The organism is Cobetia sp. Ld8 (assembly GCF_045066615.1).
GTDB classification, from domain to species: Bacteria; Pseudomonadota; Gammaproteobacteria; order Pseudomonadales; family Halomonadaceae; genus Cobetia; species Cobetia amphilecti.
The window spans coordinates 910,714-924,549 of record NZ_JBISHF010000008.1 but is presented as its reverse complement, the minus strand read 5'-3'; the positions used below and the strand labels follow the sequence as shown (position 1 = coordinate 924,549).

Here is a 13,836-nt window from a genome sequence, read left to right as displayed (position 1 = left end):
GTTCATGAACTCCACAGACTCCACAAACGACGAAGCCCGCGACCTTTCGGTGGCGGGCTTCGTCGTTCATGCATGTGCGTATGCGCGTCAGCTTCTGCGCAGGCTCCACAGGAAGTAGCTGCCACCGATCAGCGAGGCCATCAGGCCGGCGGGAATCTCGTAGGGCGACAGCAGCTGGCGGCCCAGCCAGTCGGCCAGCACCATCAACAGCGCGCCGCACAGTACCGCACCGAGCATGTGCTCGCGGGCGCGGCTCAGCCCCAGCAGGCGCGCCAGATGCGGGGCCAGCAGGCCGACGAAGGACAGCGGGCCGACGATCAGGGTCGCCAGCGCGGTCAGCACCGCCACCGCGCCCAGCAGCACCAGGCGGGCGCGGGTCACGCCGATGCCCAGCGCACTGGCGCTCGCCATGCCCAGTGGCAGGATGTCCAGCCAGCGCGCCAGCGGACGCACCAGCAGGACCGCGATGATCGCCAGCGCGAGCACGCCGACCGCCGCGGAGAGACCCACGTAATAGGTGGAGCCGGACAGCCAGGCCAGAATCTGCTGACCGCGCGGGTCGCCATCGGCGAGGATGATGCCGCGCACCGCATCGTAGAGCGCCGTGATCGCCACCCCGCACAGCAGCACGCGTTCGGGAATGAAGCCACTGCGATGATTGAGCACCACCAGCAGCGCCAGACAGGCCAGCGCCCCGCAGATGCCTGCGCCCAGCAGGGTCAGCTGCCCCGGCGACGGGACCAGCAGCAGCGTCAGCATCAGAGCGATGGCGGTGCCGCCGCTGATGCCGAGAATCTCGGGGCTGGCCATCGGGTTGCTGGTCAGGCGCTGCAACAGGGTGCCGGCCAGGGCCAGCAGTACGCCGGCGCCTGCCGCCGCCAGTACCCGTGGCAGGCGGAAGTCCAGCACGCTGGTCTGGCCGGACATCAGCTGTTGGAGCATGTCACTGCCCAGGGTCCAGCCATCGGCGCCATTGCCGATCAGCAGGGCCAGCATCAGGGCCACGCAGACCCCGGCCAGCAGCCAGCCGAGCAGGCGGTCGGGGCGAGGATGACGATGCGTCAGTGACATGCCGTGATGACTGGCGGGGCCAGCCCCTTGCGCCATCTTGAGGCGCGGAATCAGCCACAGCAGCAGCGGCGCGCCGAGGGCCGCCGTCATCGCGCCGGTCGGAATCAGGTTGGGCAGCAGGCCATCGAGGCTGGCGACCACCTGGTCCGTCACCGCCAGCAGCAGCGCCCCGAACAATGGTGCCCACAGCAGGCGCTGGCCCAGCCGGCGCGCGCCCATCAGACGCACGCAGGCCGGCGCGGCCAGGCCGATGAAGCCGATGATGCCCAGCACGCTGACCACGCAGGCGCTGAGAAATACCGCCAGTCCCAGACTCATCAGGCGCAGCTTGCGCAGCGAGACGCCCAGGCTTCTGGCATTGGCCTCGTCGAGGTCCAGCACTGCCAGCGGGCGCATCAGCACCAGCGCCAGCAACATGCCCGGCAGCAGGCGGGTGAGCAGCGTGATCACGCCATCCCAGCTGTTCTGGGCCAGCGAACCTGCGCCCCATACCAGGGTGCCGTGCAGGGCCTCCTGATTGAACAGCAACAGCACCATGCCCAGCGCGCCGATGTAGAGATTGACCACCAGCCCTGCCAGCACCACCACGGTCGGCGACATGCCACGCGCCCAGGCCAGCGCGAATACCAGCCCCATGGCGGCCAGGCCACCGGCCAGTGCGACCCATTCACGGCCCAGCTGGAAGCCGTCTCCTCCAAGGCCCGTGCCGGCCATCAGCGCCGGGGCGAACAGCGTCGCCAGCATCATCGCCAGACTCGCGCCACTGGCGACGCCGAGGGTGGTGGGCGCGGCCAGTGGATTGCGCAGCACCTGCTGCATCAGCACGCCCGCCATGCCCAGCGCGCCACCGGCCAGCAGCGCGCAGACAAGACGCGGCCACCAGCTGACATGGGCCACCAGCTGCGCGGAGAGCAGCGCGCTGTCTGCCTGGCCGAGACTGGCCGCATCGCTGAAGTCGGGCGAGGCCCACAGTGCGGTCAGGCCCTGCATCAGGCTCAGGCCTTCACGGTTGAGCGCGAGGCTGCCCAGCACCACAAGGGCCAGGGCCAACAGGCTGCAGGCCCGGCCCGGCGTGAGGTACAGCGGGCGACGGCCTGATGCGGGGCGGGTGCTCATGGCCTGCTCAGTGGTTGCCATCGGTGGTCTCCCCCTCAAGTGTCGCCTCGTCGTCAATCAGATGGCTGGCGAGCAGTGCGGCGAAACGATTGGCCGAGGGCAGGGCGCCGAAGCTCCAGACCGGCGGCAGGAACAGCGGCGTCGAGGCCTGGCTGTTCTCGCGCACGCCGGGCATGGCCTGCCAGAGACCGTTATGTGCCAGTGCCTGGTGTCCGCCGGGCGGCAGCGGCTCCACCACCACCATGCGGCCCTTCAGCGTCACCAGCTTCTCGAGACTGACGGTGGCGAAGCCCCAGGCGTTGGTGTCCCCTTGCCAGGCGTTGTCGATACCCATGCGCTCGATCACGGCCTGGAACAGGCTGTTGTCGCCGAAGATGCGCACATGGCGGTCATCCATGAATTGCACCATCAACAGCGGCAGGGGCGATTGACTCTTGCGTGCCGCCTGCTGGCGCAGCGCGGCGTTGTAACCGGCCAGGCGAGCGGTGCTCAGGCGAATCAGCTGTTCGGCCTGTGGCTCGCGCTGCGTCAGCTTGCCCAGCTGGCGGGTCGCCTTGACCAGTGTCTGCCAGGTGTCGGCGTCCGGGGTATAGATGGCGATGCTGGTGACCGGCGCGATGGCCGACAGGCGTGGCGCGAGGCTGGACAGCATCGGGCTGATCAGGATGTCGGCGGGGGCAAGGGCGGCCAGCTGCTCCAGACTCGGCTGGGTGCGCAGGCCGAGATCCCGCGTGCCCTGCGGCAGCGCCGGTTGATCCACCCAGCTTGCGTAGGTCGCGACCTGACCCACGCCCATGGCGCGCACTCCGATTCCGGTCAGGGTCTCGGCCAGGGTCCAGTCCAGCGCCACGATGGGGCGATCGACGAAGCCGGCCGGTGGCTGGGCTGTATCGTCCGTCGTGGCAGCGCTGGCGGCCCCCACCGCCAGCAGGCTCAGACTGATCAGTGCCAACAGCCACTTCATAGCGGCACCGCGATCTGCTGCTGGCTCTGCGGCGGGGTGATCACCTGCATCTCGACGCCGTAGATATCCTTGAGCGTGGCGGGGTTCATCATCTCGTCGGGCGCGCCTTCAGCCAGCACCTGGCCGCCGTGCAGCGCCACCAGGCGATCGCAGTAACGCGCCGCCAGATTGATGTCGTGGAGCACGATGATGATGCCCAGCCCGAGGGTGTGGCTCAGGTGCGAGACCAGCTCCATCACCTCGATCTGATGGGCGATATCCAGCGCCGCCAGCGGTTCATCCAGCAGCAGATAACGACTGCCCTGGGCCAGCAGCATGGCCAGCCACACGCGCTGACGTTCGCCACCGGAGAGGGTATCGACCTGTTGTTCGGCGAAGGCTTCGGTGTGGGTCAGCGCGATGGCGCGCTCGATGGCTTCTTCATCCTTGGGGCCGGGACGGCCGAGCAGGCCGTGCCACGGATAACGGCCGAAGGCGACCAGCTCGCGGCCGGTCAGCGCTTCGGCCGCCGGCAGGTGCTGCGGCAGGTAGGCCACCGCCCGCGCGAATTCCCGACTGCCGAACTGCGAGAGCGGGCGATCATCCAGCGCCAACTTGCCACTGGTCGGGGTGTTCTGACGCGCCAGCAACTTGAGCAGTGTCGACTTGCCGGAGCCATTGTGGCCGATCAGGCCATGCACCTGGCCGGGGGCGAAATCGAGAGACTGCGTCTTGAGCAGGCAGCGCTCGCCGAGGTCAAAGCGCAGGTGGTCGAGAGTGAACATGAAAGCATCGTCATCCGTGGTCAGGGCGTCAGGCTAGGGGCGATTCATTCTGGGCGACATGACGCGGAGGCGTTCGCCCATCCGTGCTCCGCGGGGCCATCAGTGCTGATCGCCTCTTGTTGTCGGGATGTCATCACGCCGGCTTCGTCGTCGCGCCTTGCCGGGCGCGGCTGACGTTTGGCGCACGGCTGGCAGCGAATCCGCGGTGTCCTGTTGGCTGGCGGCGCAGTCGCGGCTGACTTCATTGCGATAACAGCCCGCCGCGGCCAGCCGCATCTCGCAGTGCTGCTGCGCCTGGGTGACGTAGCGGCCTGCCATGCGCTCGGACACGCCGAGTCGCTCGCCGATCTCGCGCTTGGTCAGGCCCTCGAGGCGATACCAGGTCAGGGCGAGGCGAAAATGGCCCGCCAGCTCGGAGAGTGCCGCATCGACGACCTGCAGCTTCTGGCGGCGCGCCAGGCTCCTCTCCGGGTCCAGATGGGCGGCCGCCACGCGTTCATCGCCCTCGGACACCGATTCGAATTCCGGTGCGCGGGACTGGTGGCGGTGGTGGTCGATGATCAGATTGCGAGCGATGCGAAACAGCCAGGCGCGCGGGTTGGCGGGCCAGTCTCCGGTCAGGCGCAGACGCAGATAGACCTCATGGCTGATGTCTTCCGCCAGCTCATGCGAGCCCAGCTGGCGCACCAGAAAGCCGGTCAGTTCGTGACGATGCTCGGCAAACAGCTGGTCCAGCGAGTGACGGTATTGCTGTGCAGCACAAGCCTGCAGCTCAGCGGGCGTTTCAGCTTCTGGCCCGTGTGCGTCAGGCGTTCGCTCATCCGTGTCGCGATGAGGCCGAACTGGGGGCTTGGCGTGAGAGGACATCCACGGCTCGCAATGAGATCTGTCGTGATGGGAGGGTAATGGTATTGTTGTTACGAATCATTATCAATGATTAAGTATCAGACACGCCAAGGACCGCCCCCGTGCATGACGAGGGCGGTCCCGGTGCTGCTTGGTCGTAGTTAGCTGGTCGTAGTTAGCTGGTCGTAGTTAGCTGGTCGTAGTTAGCTGGTCTTGGCTGACGGGTCGTAGCTGACGGGTCATGGCGATCATCAGGTCATCGCGACCTGGTGATCGCCAAGCGTCACCGTCTAGCGGCGGGCGAAGGCCGCGATGGGGTTATCCAGCTCGCCCTTGAGCTGCAGGGCGCCGGACGGATCGGTGAGATCGACCATCTGCTGGTTGTTGCGCAGCTGCAGGCGGTTGAGGCACGACAGCGTGAAGCGCGGCGCGAACAGATCATGACGCGCGAACTTGTCGGCCATCTCCGGGTGGGCATCCTGATAGTCATGGATGCAGGCCGCGACGCGCGACCAGAAGGCCTCTTCCGTCATCACCTGCTCGCGCACCAGCAGCGGTACCGCGAAGCGGAAGATGCAGTCGAAGACATCGGTGAGCAGCGACAGGATGCGGATCGGTTCCGGCACCTCGACCACCAGACGCTCGACCCCTGCCGGCAGTTCGAGTGCGCGCGTCTCCTCGGTGGCGAACAGCGCCGCTTCCTCGGCGATGTCCTTCATCAGCGCACCACATGGCACGCCATCGCGCAGACGCATGATCAGGTTCTCGCCGTGCGGCATGAACACCAGGTCGTGCTTGAAGTAGCAGTGCAGCAGCGGCGTCATGTAAGCCGTCAGCCACTTGTCGATCCACGCTTCGGCGCCGATGCCGGAGCGCTCGATCAGCGCCGGCAGCAAGGCCTTCTCATCGTTGTCGACATGCAGCAGCGCGGCCATGGTCATCAGGCGCTCGCCCTCGTCCTTGACGTCTTCCGGGCTCTCGCGCCACAGGCTGGCCAGCATCTTGCGATAGCCGACGGCCGCCGGGTCCGCGTCTTCCAGCACATCATCGCGATAGCCGATGGCCGCGACTTCACGCAGCAGGCGGAAGCCCCACTTCTCGAAGGACGGGTCCGAATCGATCAGGCCCTGCAGCCACTGATTGATGACCGGAGTGGCACGCATGTAATAGGGCGACAGGCCGCGCATGAAGCCCATGTTGAGGATCGACAGCGCGACCTTCACATAGCGGCGATTCGGCTGATTGCGGTTGTAGAGCGTGCGGATCGACTGCTGCGCCTGATAGCGGTCCTCCCCCAGGCCGAGACAGACGATGTGCTGACTGGCGATCTCGGCGGCGAAGGTGATCGCCAGCTTGTGGCTCCACTGCCACGGGTGCACCGGCATCATCAGGTAGTCGGAGGGTGCAAGGCCCTTCTCGGTCAGCTGCTGCTCCAGACGGGCGAGTTCGGCTTCACCCAGCTCTTCCTCGAGCAGACGGCGCGGATCGAGACCATCCACGGCCGAGTAATGGGCGTTGTCGCGATGCACGGCGATCCACACCAGCGAGAACGGCTGCGCGGCTTCCGGCGCGTAGGCGCGATAGTCCAGCGCATCGAAGCCCATGCGGCCATTGTTGGCGACGAAGCACGGATGGCCTTCGCTCATCGCCGATTCCAGGGTCTGGAAGGAGGCACCTGCCAGCACGCGGGCGGACTGATTCTCGCGCACGGCGCGCTGCATCTTCCAGGCGCTGGAGGCGAGCGTGGCGCTGACCTCCTCGAGATAGACCGGCAGCAGACGCGGCGGAATCTCCAGCACGTCGTTGAGTTCCAGAATCAGCTCACGCGCGTCCAGCGGCAGGGCGTTACCGTCGGCATCCAGGCGCTGGATGGAAGCGGCATCGATCAGCCAGTGATCGAGCTGGAAACGGCGCGCCACGAAGCGATATTCCGCCGCGCGGCGGCTGACCGGTGGCGTGTCGCTGACCTGCGCTGCCAGCGGCAGGCGGAAATGATGCCAGTTGTCATGGCTCTGGCAGGCGGTGCGGGTGCCGCAGTCATCGGCGCATTGCGGGTGGATCAGACGCTCGTGGCTGAACTCGGCCAGCGCCTTGCGCACCAGCAGGCGATTGGCCTGCTGCCAGTCCGGCCCGGTGAGATGCTGGCTGGCCGCGGCCGGGTTGGCGGTCACGCCGCGGTCCAGACGCGGGCTGCGGCTGGCCAGGGCGGCGCGGAAGTCCTGCGGGGTGCAGAAGCACAGGCGCGCCGGCTTGCCGTCGAGATCCAGCGGGCCATGATCGACGAAGCCCACCGCGGCATTCAGCGGATGAATGGCGCGATTGCGGCTGTCCGGCTCCACCACCACACGGGTCACGGGACGGACTGCATCTTTCCCTTCATCGGCATGCTCATCGCGGAACTGGCCGGCGAAGATCATTGCCATGATCGATTCGATCACCGCCCGCGAGAAGCCGCTGATGGGGGCCTGGTCCTCGCTGCGCGGCGCGACGAGGAAGTGCATGCCGAAGTCGCCGGGCTGCACACTGTAATGCTTGCCGAGCGGGTCGTGCGCCGGGTCATAGAGCTCGACCAGAAAGGCCGGCTGGTCATTGTAGAAACCGACCCAGCCCTGGGCGTGCTGGCTGTCTTCCAGGCCCTGGTAGAAGTCGTACTTGGTGGTGATGAGGTCATCACTCATTCCCCAGAAGCTGGCGCGTTCGCCGCTGGTCCACTCATCCACCATCGCCATGTCGGCGGCAAGGTCGAGCGGGCGCAGCGCGAATTCGGCGCGCTCGCTCGTGCTGTCGTCCTGCGGCTTGCGCAGGCGAGCCTGGGCTTGCTCCAGCTCAACCGCGCGGCGGGTGAAGCGCGTTCCCGGTGCCGGGCTGAGCAGATCGAGCGGTGCCAGCACGGCGAGTGAGGTCGTCCCGAATATCTGTTGTGACGGGATCGCCGCACTGTGAGAACTTGCCGCGCTGCTGGACTGTTCGGCGCTTGCGGCGCTGGTGATGTCGACTGGCATGTTCATGCGGTGGTCTCCCGGTGTTGCGGTGCAGCGGTGTGAGTCGTGTCGGCCTGGGTGTCAGAGACGGTGCCGATAGAAGAGCTGTCGGTAGAGGCGGTGCCGGCGTGAATATCCGTCTCGCCGTAGGGCAGGTGTGCGGCGGGCAGCGGTGTGAAGCCATTGCCGCTGCCCTTTTCACTGCCCGGAGTACCGAAGCTCTGGAAGGCGATGCGGCGCTCGATGGTATAGACCTCACGACCCGTGATGGCGCGCAGGATGCAGCTGTTGCGATAGCAGGCCATGCCCAGGTCCGGGGCAGCCAGCGAGTGGGTATGCAGCTCGGCATTCTGGACGAAGATCTCGCCGGCGAACGGTGATTGATCGCCTTCGTTGCCGTCGGCATCCGCGGTGCTTTGCGTGTCGACGGCGTAGAAGCGACCGACGGCGTAGCGGCCTTCCTCGTCACGACGAATGCGTGACTCGATGCTGCGCAGGAAGGGCGGCGCCACGTAGTGATAGCCCGTGGCCAGCACCACGGCGCTGGTGTCATGACGCCAGGCCTGCTGCTGTTCGCGCTGATAGAGCCCCAGCGTGAAGTCGCCGTCGGTCTCTTGCTTGTTCAGCGAGGTCAGTTCGGTATTGGTCATCAGGGTGGTGGGCACCACGCCTTGCAGCTGCTTGGCGTAGAGGGTGTCGTAGATCTCGTCGATCAGCTCGAGATTGATGCCCTTGTAGAGGCCCTTCTGGGTCGCCAGCAGAGTGTTGCGCTGCTCACGCGGCAGGGCGTGGAAGTAATCGATGTAATCCGGCGAGGTCATCTCCAGCGTCAGCTTGCCGTATTCCAGCGGGAAGAAGCGCGGCGAACGCGTGATCCAGTTGAGCTGGTAGCTGTGCTGGTCGATCTCGCGCAGCAGGTCGAGATAGATCTCGGCGGCGCTCTGGCCGGAACCGATGATGGTGATGGCCGGCTGGGAGGTCAGCTCCTCCTTGCGCGCCAGATAGTGAGCGTTGTGGCACACGCGGCTGCCCGCGACCGGCACCACGTCACGCACGGCATCGGCGGCTTGCGGCAGGTAGGGCTGGGTGCCGGTGCCCAGCACCAGCTTGCGTGCGCGATAGGCGAAGGCTTCGCCGGTGCTGGGGCGAGTGCCGCGCACGACATAGATGTCGCCGACATGCTGGATGTCCTGGACGTCGTGATCGAAGCGCAGGCAGCTCAGCTCGCGCGCCGCCCACTGGCAGTACTGGTTGTACTCGCGGCGCAGCAGGAAGAAGTCTTCGCGGATGTAGAAGTTGTAGAGCTTGTCATGCAGCTTCAGATAGTTGAGGAAGCTGAAGTGGTTGGTCGGGTCGGCCAGCGAGACCATGTCCGCCATGAAGGGCGTCTGCATGCTGGCATCTTCCAGCAGCATGCCCGGGTGCCAGTCGAACGCGGCCTTGCGCTCGAGGAAGACGCCCTGGACGTCTTCCAGCGGCTCGCTCAGACAGGCAAGGCTGAGGTTGAAGGGGCCGATGCCGATGGCAACGAAGTCCAGCACATCATCACGCGCTTCCAGAGTGTCTGTGACGTGAGGGTTCGAGGTGTCATGCATGACGGCTTTCCTTGGCTTCTGTGGTGTGACTGCGACGGCTGGCGGCCGGAATGTCGGCCAGTGGTGCGCCATGGTTCGGTTGGGCGGTGGTGCTGACGGCCAGATGATGCGCCTTGACCAGCGCCTGGCCGTGCTGACGGATCAACTCGACCACGGCGGCCAGGTCTTCCTGGCGCGTTTCCGGATTCAGGAGGGTGAACTTCAGGTACTGACGGCCCGAGACCTTGGTGGCGGCGACGATGGCCTCACCGCTGCGTGACAGGCGCTTGCGGATCTCGCGGTTCAAGGCGTCCCACTGCTCGGCGCTGAGGGTCTCTTCGTTGGCGTCATGGAAGCGGAACACCAGGGTGCTGAGCTCCGGCGCCTGGACGACATCGATGTCCGGCGCCGCCTCGAGCAGCTGGTAGCCCTCGCGGGTGAGGTCGATCACGCAATCGAGCATGTCGCCGAGGGCATCGGCGCCCATCAGGCGCAGTGTCATCCACAGTTTCAGGGCGTCGAAACGCCGCGTGGTCTGCAGACTCTTGTTGACCTGATCCGGCGTGCCTTCGCGGGCCTGAAGCTCCGGGTTGAGGTAGTCGGCGTGATAGGTGACGTGGCGCAGCTGGGTGCGATCACGTACCACACAGGCACTGCAGCTGACCGGCTGGAAGAAGGTCTTGTGGTAATCGATGGTGACGGAGTCCGCCATCTCGGTGCCCTTGAGCCAGTGACCATGGCGGCGCGAGGTGATCAGGCCGCCGCCATAGGCGCCATCGACATGGAACCAGATGCCGCGGGCGTGGCATTCACGACCGATGGCCTGCAGCGGGTCGATGCTGCCGAAATCGGTGGTACCGGCGGTGGCGACCACGGCCATCGGGATCAGGCCTTCGGCGCGGGCATTGTCGAGGGCGTCACGCAGGGCCACGGGGTCCATGCGGCGGCGCTCATCCACGGCGACCGGGATGACGGCGTTGTGGCCGAGGCCGAGCAGGGCACAGGCCTTCTGCAGGCTGAAATGGCTGATGCCGGAGGCGAAGACGCGCAGGCGTCCGGCTTCCGGCGGCAGGCCGTGGGTCTGGTTGCCGGGGTGGTTGGGCAGCTTCTCGCAGACCGCGTCACGCGCCAGCAGCAGTGCCATCAGATTGGATTGGGTGCCGCCGCTGGTGAAGATGCCATCGGCGGTCGGGCCCAGGCCCAGGCGCTCGGTGGTCCAGTCGATCAGGCGCTGCTCGATCAGGGTGCCGCCGGCGCTCTGGTCCCAGGTGTCGAGTGAGGAATTGATCGCGCCCAGCAGGCTCTCGGCCCACACGCCGGGCAGCACGACCGGGCAGTTGAGGTGCGCGATGTAGCGGGGATGATGGAAGTAGACGGCATCCTTCAGGTAGAGCGACTTGAGCTCCTCCAGACCGGCTTCGAGGTTCTCGAGGGGCGTCTCGAGGTCGAGGTCGGCAAAGGCCGGACGCAGGGCCTCCGGGGTGATGCCACTGAACGGCTTTTGAACACTGTCGAGCTGTTCGGCTACCAGCTGGCTGATGCGGTCCATGCCTGTCTGCCAAACATCCATGTTGGCAGGCGAGAACAAGGCGGCGCGCGGCGAGCTGGACAGTGAGCGCGCACAGGCGTCGGTCTGGGCGTCAGACACGGAGGATCCTGCGGCAGCGCCGTAGGTGGCGGCGGAATCTTGAAGGCTGTGCATTACATAACCTTATGCGAATGTTCGCAGATAAAGACTTGGAAGAGACTCGCAGCCAGCTGGGACAGATGGCTCAGGTGCGAGGACCAGTCAGGACATTCATCAAGTGCCGCGTTTGCGGTCGTTGTTGTTGGTGAAGCTGTTGGCAAAGCCGTCGGCGTGGTCAGTCACGTCTGCCGTGGGCATCGGCAGAGTGAGTCGTCACCGAGCACCCCTGTGTCGGGCAATCTCGGTGGCCGGCAATCCCGGTGGCCGGCAATCCCGGCGGCCGGCAATCCCGGTGGCCGGCAATCCCGGTGTCATGTGCTGGACACGCCAGAGCTATCAGACGATGAGTGGTTCAGGGCGATGGTGCCGGCGACATCCTTGCCGCCGGCGGGTCGTGCGGGTCGATTCAGAATCGACGGACTGCGGAGTTTTCGAAATCAGAAATCATAGGTCAGTGTCGCGGTCATGCTGCGCTCGGCACCGTAGTAGCAGAAGCTGGTGTTGTAGCAGGACGCGATGTATTCCTTGTCGAACAGGTTGCTGACGTTGAGCTGCACGCTGGTGCCGCTCCAGCCGATCTGGCTCAGGTCGTAGCCGACCAGGGCATCGACCAGCGCGTAGTTCGGCACCTTCTCGGTGTTCTCGGAATCCGCCCACATGTCGGCGTAGTAGCGCACGCCGAGGCCGGCATTCAGCCCCGTGAGCGGGCCTTCATTGAAGGCGTAGTCACCCCAGACGCTGACCTGGTGCTTGGGCACCTGGTTGGCATCGTTGCCTTCGGTGCCATCTTCCGCCTTGGCATAGGTCACGTCGGTGTAGCTGTAACCGGCCTGCAGCGCGAAGTCGCGGGTCACCTGAGTGCGGGCTTCCAGCTCCAGGCCCTGGGACTCGATCTCGCCGTAGGCGGTGTAGTAGCTGTCTTCCGGGTCCTTGGAGGCGACGTTTTCCTGATTGATGCGGAACAGCGAGACGCTGTACTGATCACGCGTGCCGTTGGGCTGGTACTTCATGCCGACCTCGACCTGCTTGCCGGTGGTCGGGTCGAGCAGGTCGCCGTCTTCATCGGTGTAGGAGTTCGGCGAGAAGGACGTGGAGTAGCTGACATAGGGCGAGATGCCGTTGTCGAAGCCGTAGATCAGGCCGATGCGGCCGCTCATCTCGTTGTCGTTCAGCTCACTGGTGGTGTTGTAGTCACGATCGGTGTTCTTGATGTTGACCCAGTCCTGACGCAGGCCGGCGGCCAGGTTCCAGCGACCCCAGCTGATCTGGTCCTGCAGGTAGACACCAGTCTGGTCCAGTTCACGCTTCTGGTTCTCGGTGGCATAGATGGAGACATCGGCATCGCTGCTGCTGGAGACATCCAGCGTGCTGGCGGTGCCGTATTCCCAGTCCACGTCATTGGTGCGCGTCTGATAGTCGGCGCCGAACAGCAGGGTGTGATCGAAGGCGCCGGTGGAGAAGCGGCTTTCCAGCTGGTTGTCGACGGTCCAGGCGCGCAGGCTTTCTTCGCCGCCGGAGTAGTAGCGGGTCAGCTCGGTGTCCGAGGCCCAGCCATAGGCGTAGACCTGCTCGAGGTCCACATCGGAGCGCAGATAGCGGAATTTCTGGCGTGCAGTGACAGCGTCATTGAAGCGGTGCTCGAAATCGTAACCGAGCATGCGCTCGGTGCGATCGAACTCTTCGTAGTCCTCGTCACCTTCGTAGAAGTCGTTGCCGAGCTTGGTGCCGTTGTAGCTGACCACCGTGCCTTCATAGGGCAGGCCGGAGTGGTAACCGCCTTCCGGGTCCTTCTGGAAGTAGCCCATCAGAGTGACGGTGGTGTCGTCGGTGACGTCCATGGTGATCTGCGGCGAGAAGGCGTAACGCTCTTCCTCGACGGAGTCGACCTGGGTGTCCTCGGCACTGGCGAGGCCGGTCAGGCGATAGGCGATGCGCTGCTCGTCATCCAGTGGGCCGGTGAGGTCGAAGGCCGCGCTGCGTTCGTTGTCGTCGCCGACGGTGAAGCGGACCTGGCCGGAGTCCTGGAACTCGGGGCGCTTGGACTGCATCGCGACCAGACCGCCCGGGGAGGAGCGACCGTAGAGGACGGAAGATGGCCCTTTCACCACCTCGATGCTGTCGAGGAAGTAGGGGTCGATGGTCATCGAGCTGTAGGAGCCCGAGTCGCCCATCAGCTTCAGACCATCCAGAAAGGTGTTGCTGACACTGCCATCGGAGAAGCCACGCAGCACCAGATAGTCATAGCGGTTGGAGGCACCGATCTGGTTGGTGAAGACGCCCGGCGTGTAGTCCGCGGCACGCTGGACTGTCTCGGCTGCGCGCTTGTCGATATCGTCGCGCGTGATGGTGGAGACGGCCTGGGGGGTTTCCAGATAGCCGGTGTCGGTTTTGGTAGCCGCTGTGGTGGTCACCGTCATGGTGTCGAGGGTCTCGTCCTGAGACTCACGGTGGTCGGCCGCCATGGCCTGACCGGCGAAGGGCAGGCCAAGGCCAATCGCCAGTGCCAGAGGGTGCCTGGGCAGGGTCATCAGCAGGGAGCGAGTGGCTTTATGTGCGGCGGAGTCTTTCATGAGCGCGGTGTTCCATCCGGAATGATTTATATAGGAATGATTCTTGTTCGTCGTTCTCTCCTGTGGGTAGACGTTCAGATGACAGCTTTCTGAACCATGAATGAGAATTATTTTTATCATTCTCTTATGTCGTGGGGCCATGAGGGCTGACCATCGCCGTCATGCGCGCCCTCGCTGGCTGGCGCAGGCCGTCATCCTCGACTGCTACCGGCACAAAAAAACCGCCCCGTGGGGCGGTTCTGATGACTCGATGAACGTGCTCG

At 65.3% G+C, this 13,836-nt stretch carries 8 protein-coding genes; all 8 read right to left on the bottom strand.

The window, feature by feature from the left end; all coding sequences use genetic code 11:
- Window positions 1-87: 87 nt before the first annotated feature.
- The 8 genes from fhuB to ACJJV2_RS14775 all read right to left on the bottom strand — a co-directional run bounded on the left by fhuB (window position 88) and on the right by ACJJV2_RS14775 (window position 13,573).
- On the bottom strand, window positions 88-2,208 hold the full coding sequence (gene fhuB, locus ACJJV2_RS14810; RefSeq protein WP_405281970.1) for a Fe(3+)-hydroxamate ABC transporter permease FhuB: 2,121 nt from the start codon (window positions 2,206-2,208) through the stop codon (window positions 88-90).
- A complete protein-coding gene (locus tag ACJJV2_RS14805) occupies window positions 2,195-3,139 on the bottom strand; it encodes an ABC transporter substrate-binding protein (protein WP_405281968.1) in 945 nt (314 codons plus the stop codon). Before ACJJV2_RS14805 ends, fhuB begins: the two co-directional genes overlap by 14 nt.
- 8 nt (window positions 3,140-3,147) lie before the next feature.
- A complete protein-coding gene (locus ACJJV2_RS14800; protein WP_287020507.1) occupies window positions 3,148-3,915 on the bottom strand; it encodes an ABC transporter ATP-binding protein in 768 nt (255 codons plus the stop codon).
- A 99-nt stretch (window positions 3,916-4,014) separates the two neighbouring features.
- Window positions 4,015-4,782 carry an RNA polymerase sigma factor gene (locus ACJJV2_RS14795; protein WP_175090181.1) on the bottom strand — a complete coding sequence of 256 codons (768 nt, stop codon included), beginning with the start codon at window positions 4,780-4,782 and terminating at the stop codon, window positions 4,015-4,017.
- 269 nt (window positions 4,783-5,051) lie between these two features.
- Window positions 5,052-7,769: a GNAT family N-acetyltransferase gene (locus ACJJV2_RS14790; RefSeq protein ID WP_405281965.1), complete on the bottom strand. Its 2,718-nt coding sequence runs from the start codon at window positions 7,767-7,769 to the stop codon at window positions 5,052-5,054.
- Window positions 7,766-9,337 carry a lysine N(6)-hydroxylase/L-ornithine N(5)-oxygenase family protein gene (locus tag ACJJV2_RS14785; RefSeq protein WP_405281964.1) on the bottom strand — a complete coding sequence of 524 codons (1,572 nt, stop codon included), beginning with the start codon at window positions 9,335-9,337 and terminating at the stop codon, window positions 7,766-7,768. Before ACJJV2_RS14785 ends, ACJJV2_RS14790 begins: the two co-directional genes overlap by 4 nt.
- The gene (locus tag ACJJV2_RS14780) at window positions 9,330-10,964 is read right to left on the bottom strand and encodes a pyridoxal phosphate-dependent decarboxylase family protein (RefSeq protein ID WP_405281962.1); all 1,635 of its coding nucleotides are present in this window, start codon (window positions 10,962-10,964) and stop codon (window positions 9,330-9,332) included. The genes ACJJV2_RS14785 and ACJJV2_RS14780 overlap by 8 nt, the downstream gene beginning before the upstream one ends.
- Window positions 10,965-11,440: 476 nt before the next feature.
- Complete coding sequence (locus ACJJV2_RS14775) at window positions 11,441-13,573, bottom strand: TonB-dependent siderophore receptor (protein ID WP_240548683.1); 2,133 nt, start codon at window positions 13,571-13,573, stop codon at window positions 11,441-11,443.
- Between the last annotated feature and the right edge of the window lie 263 nt (window positions 13,574-13,836).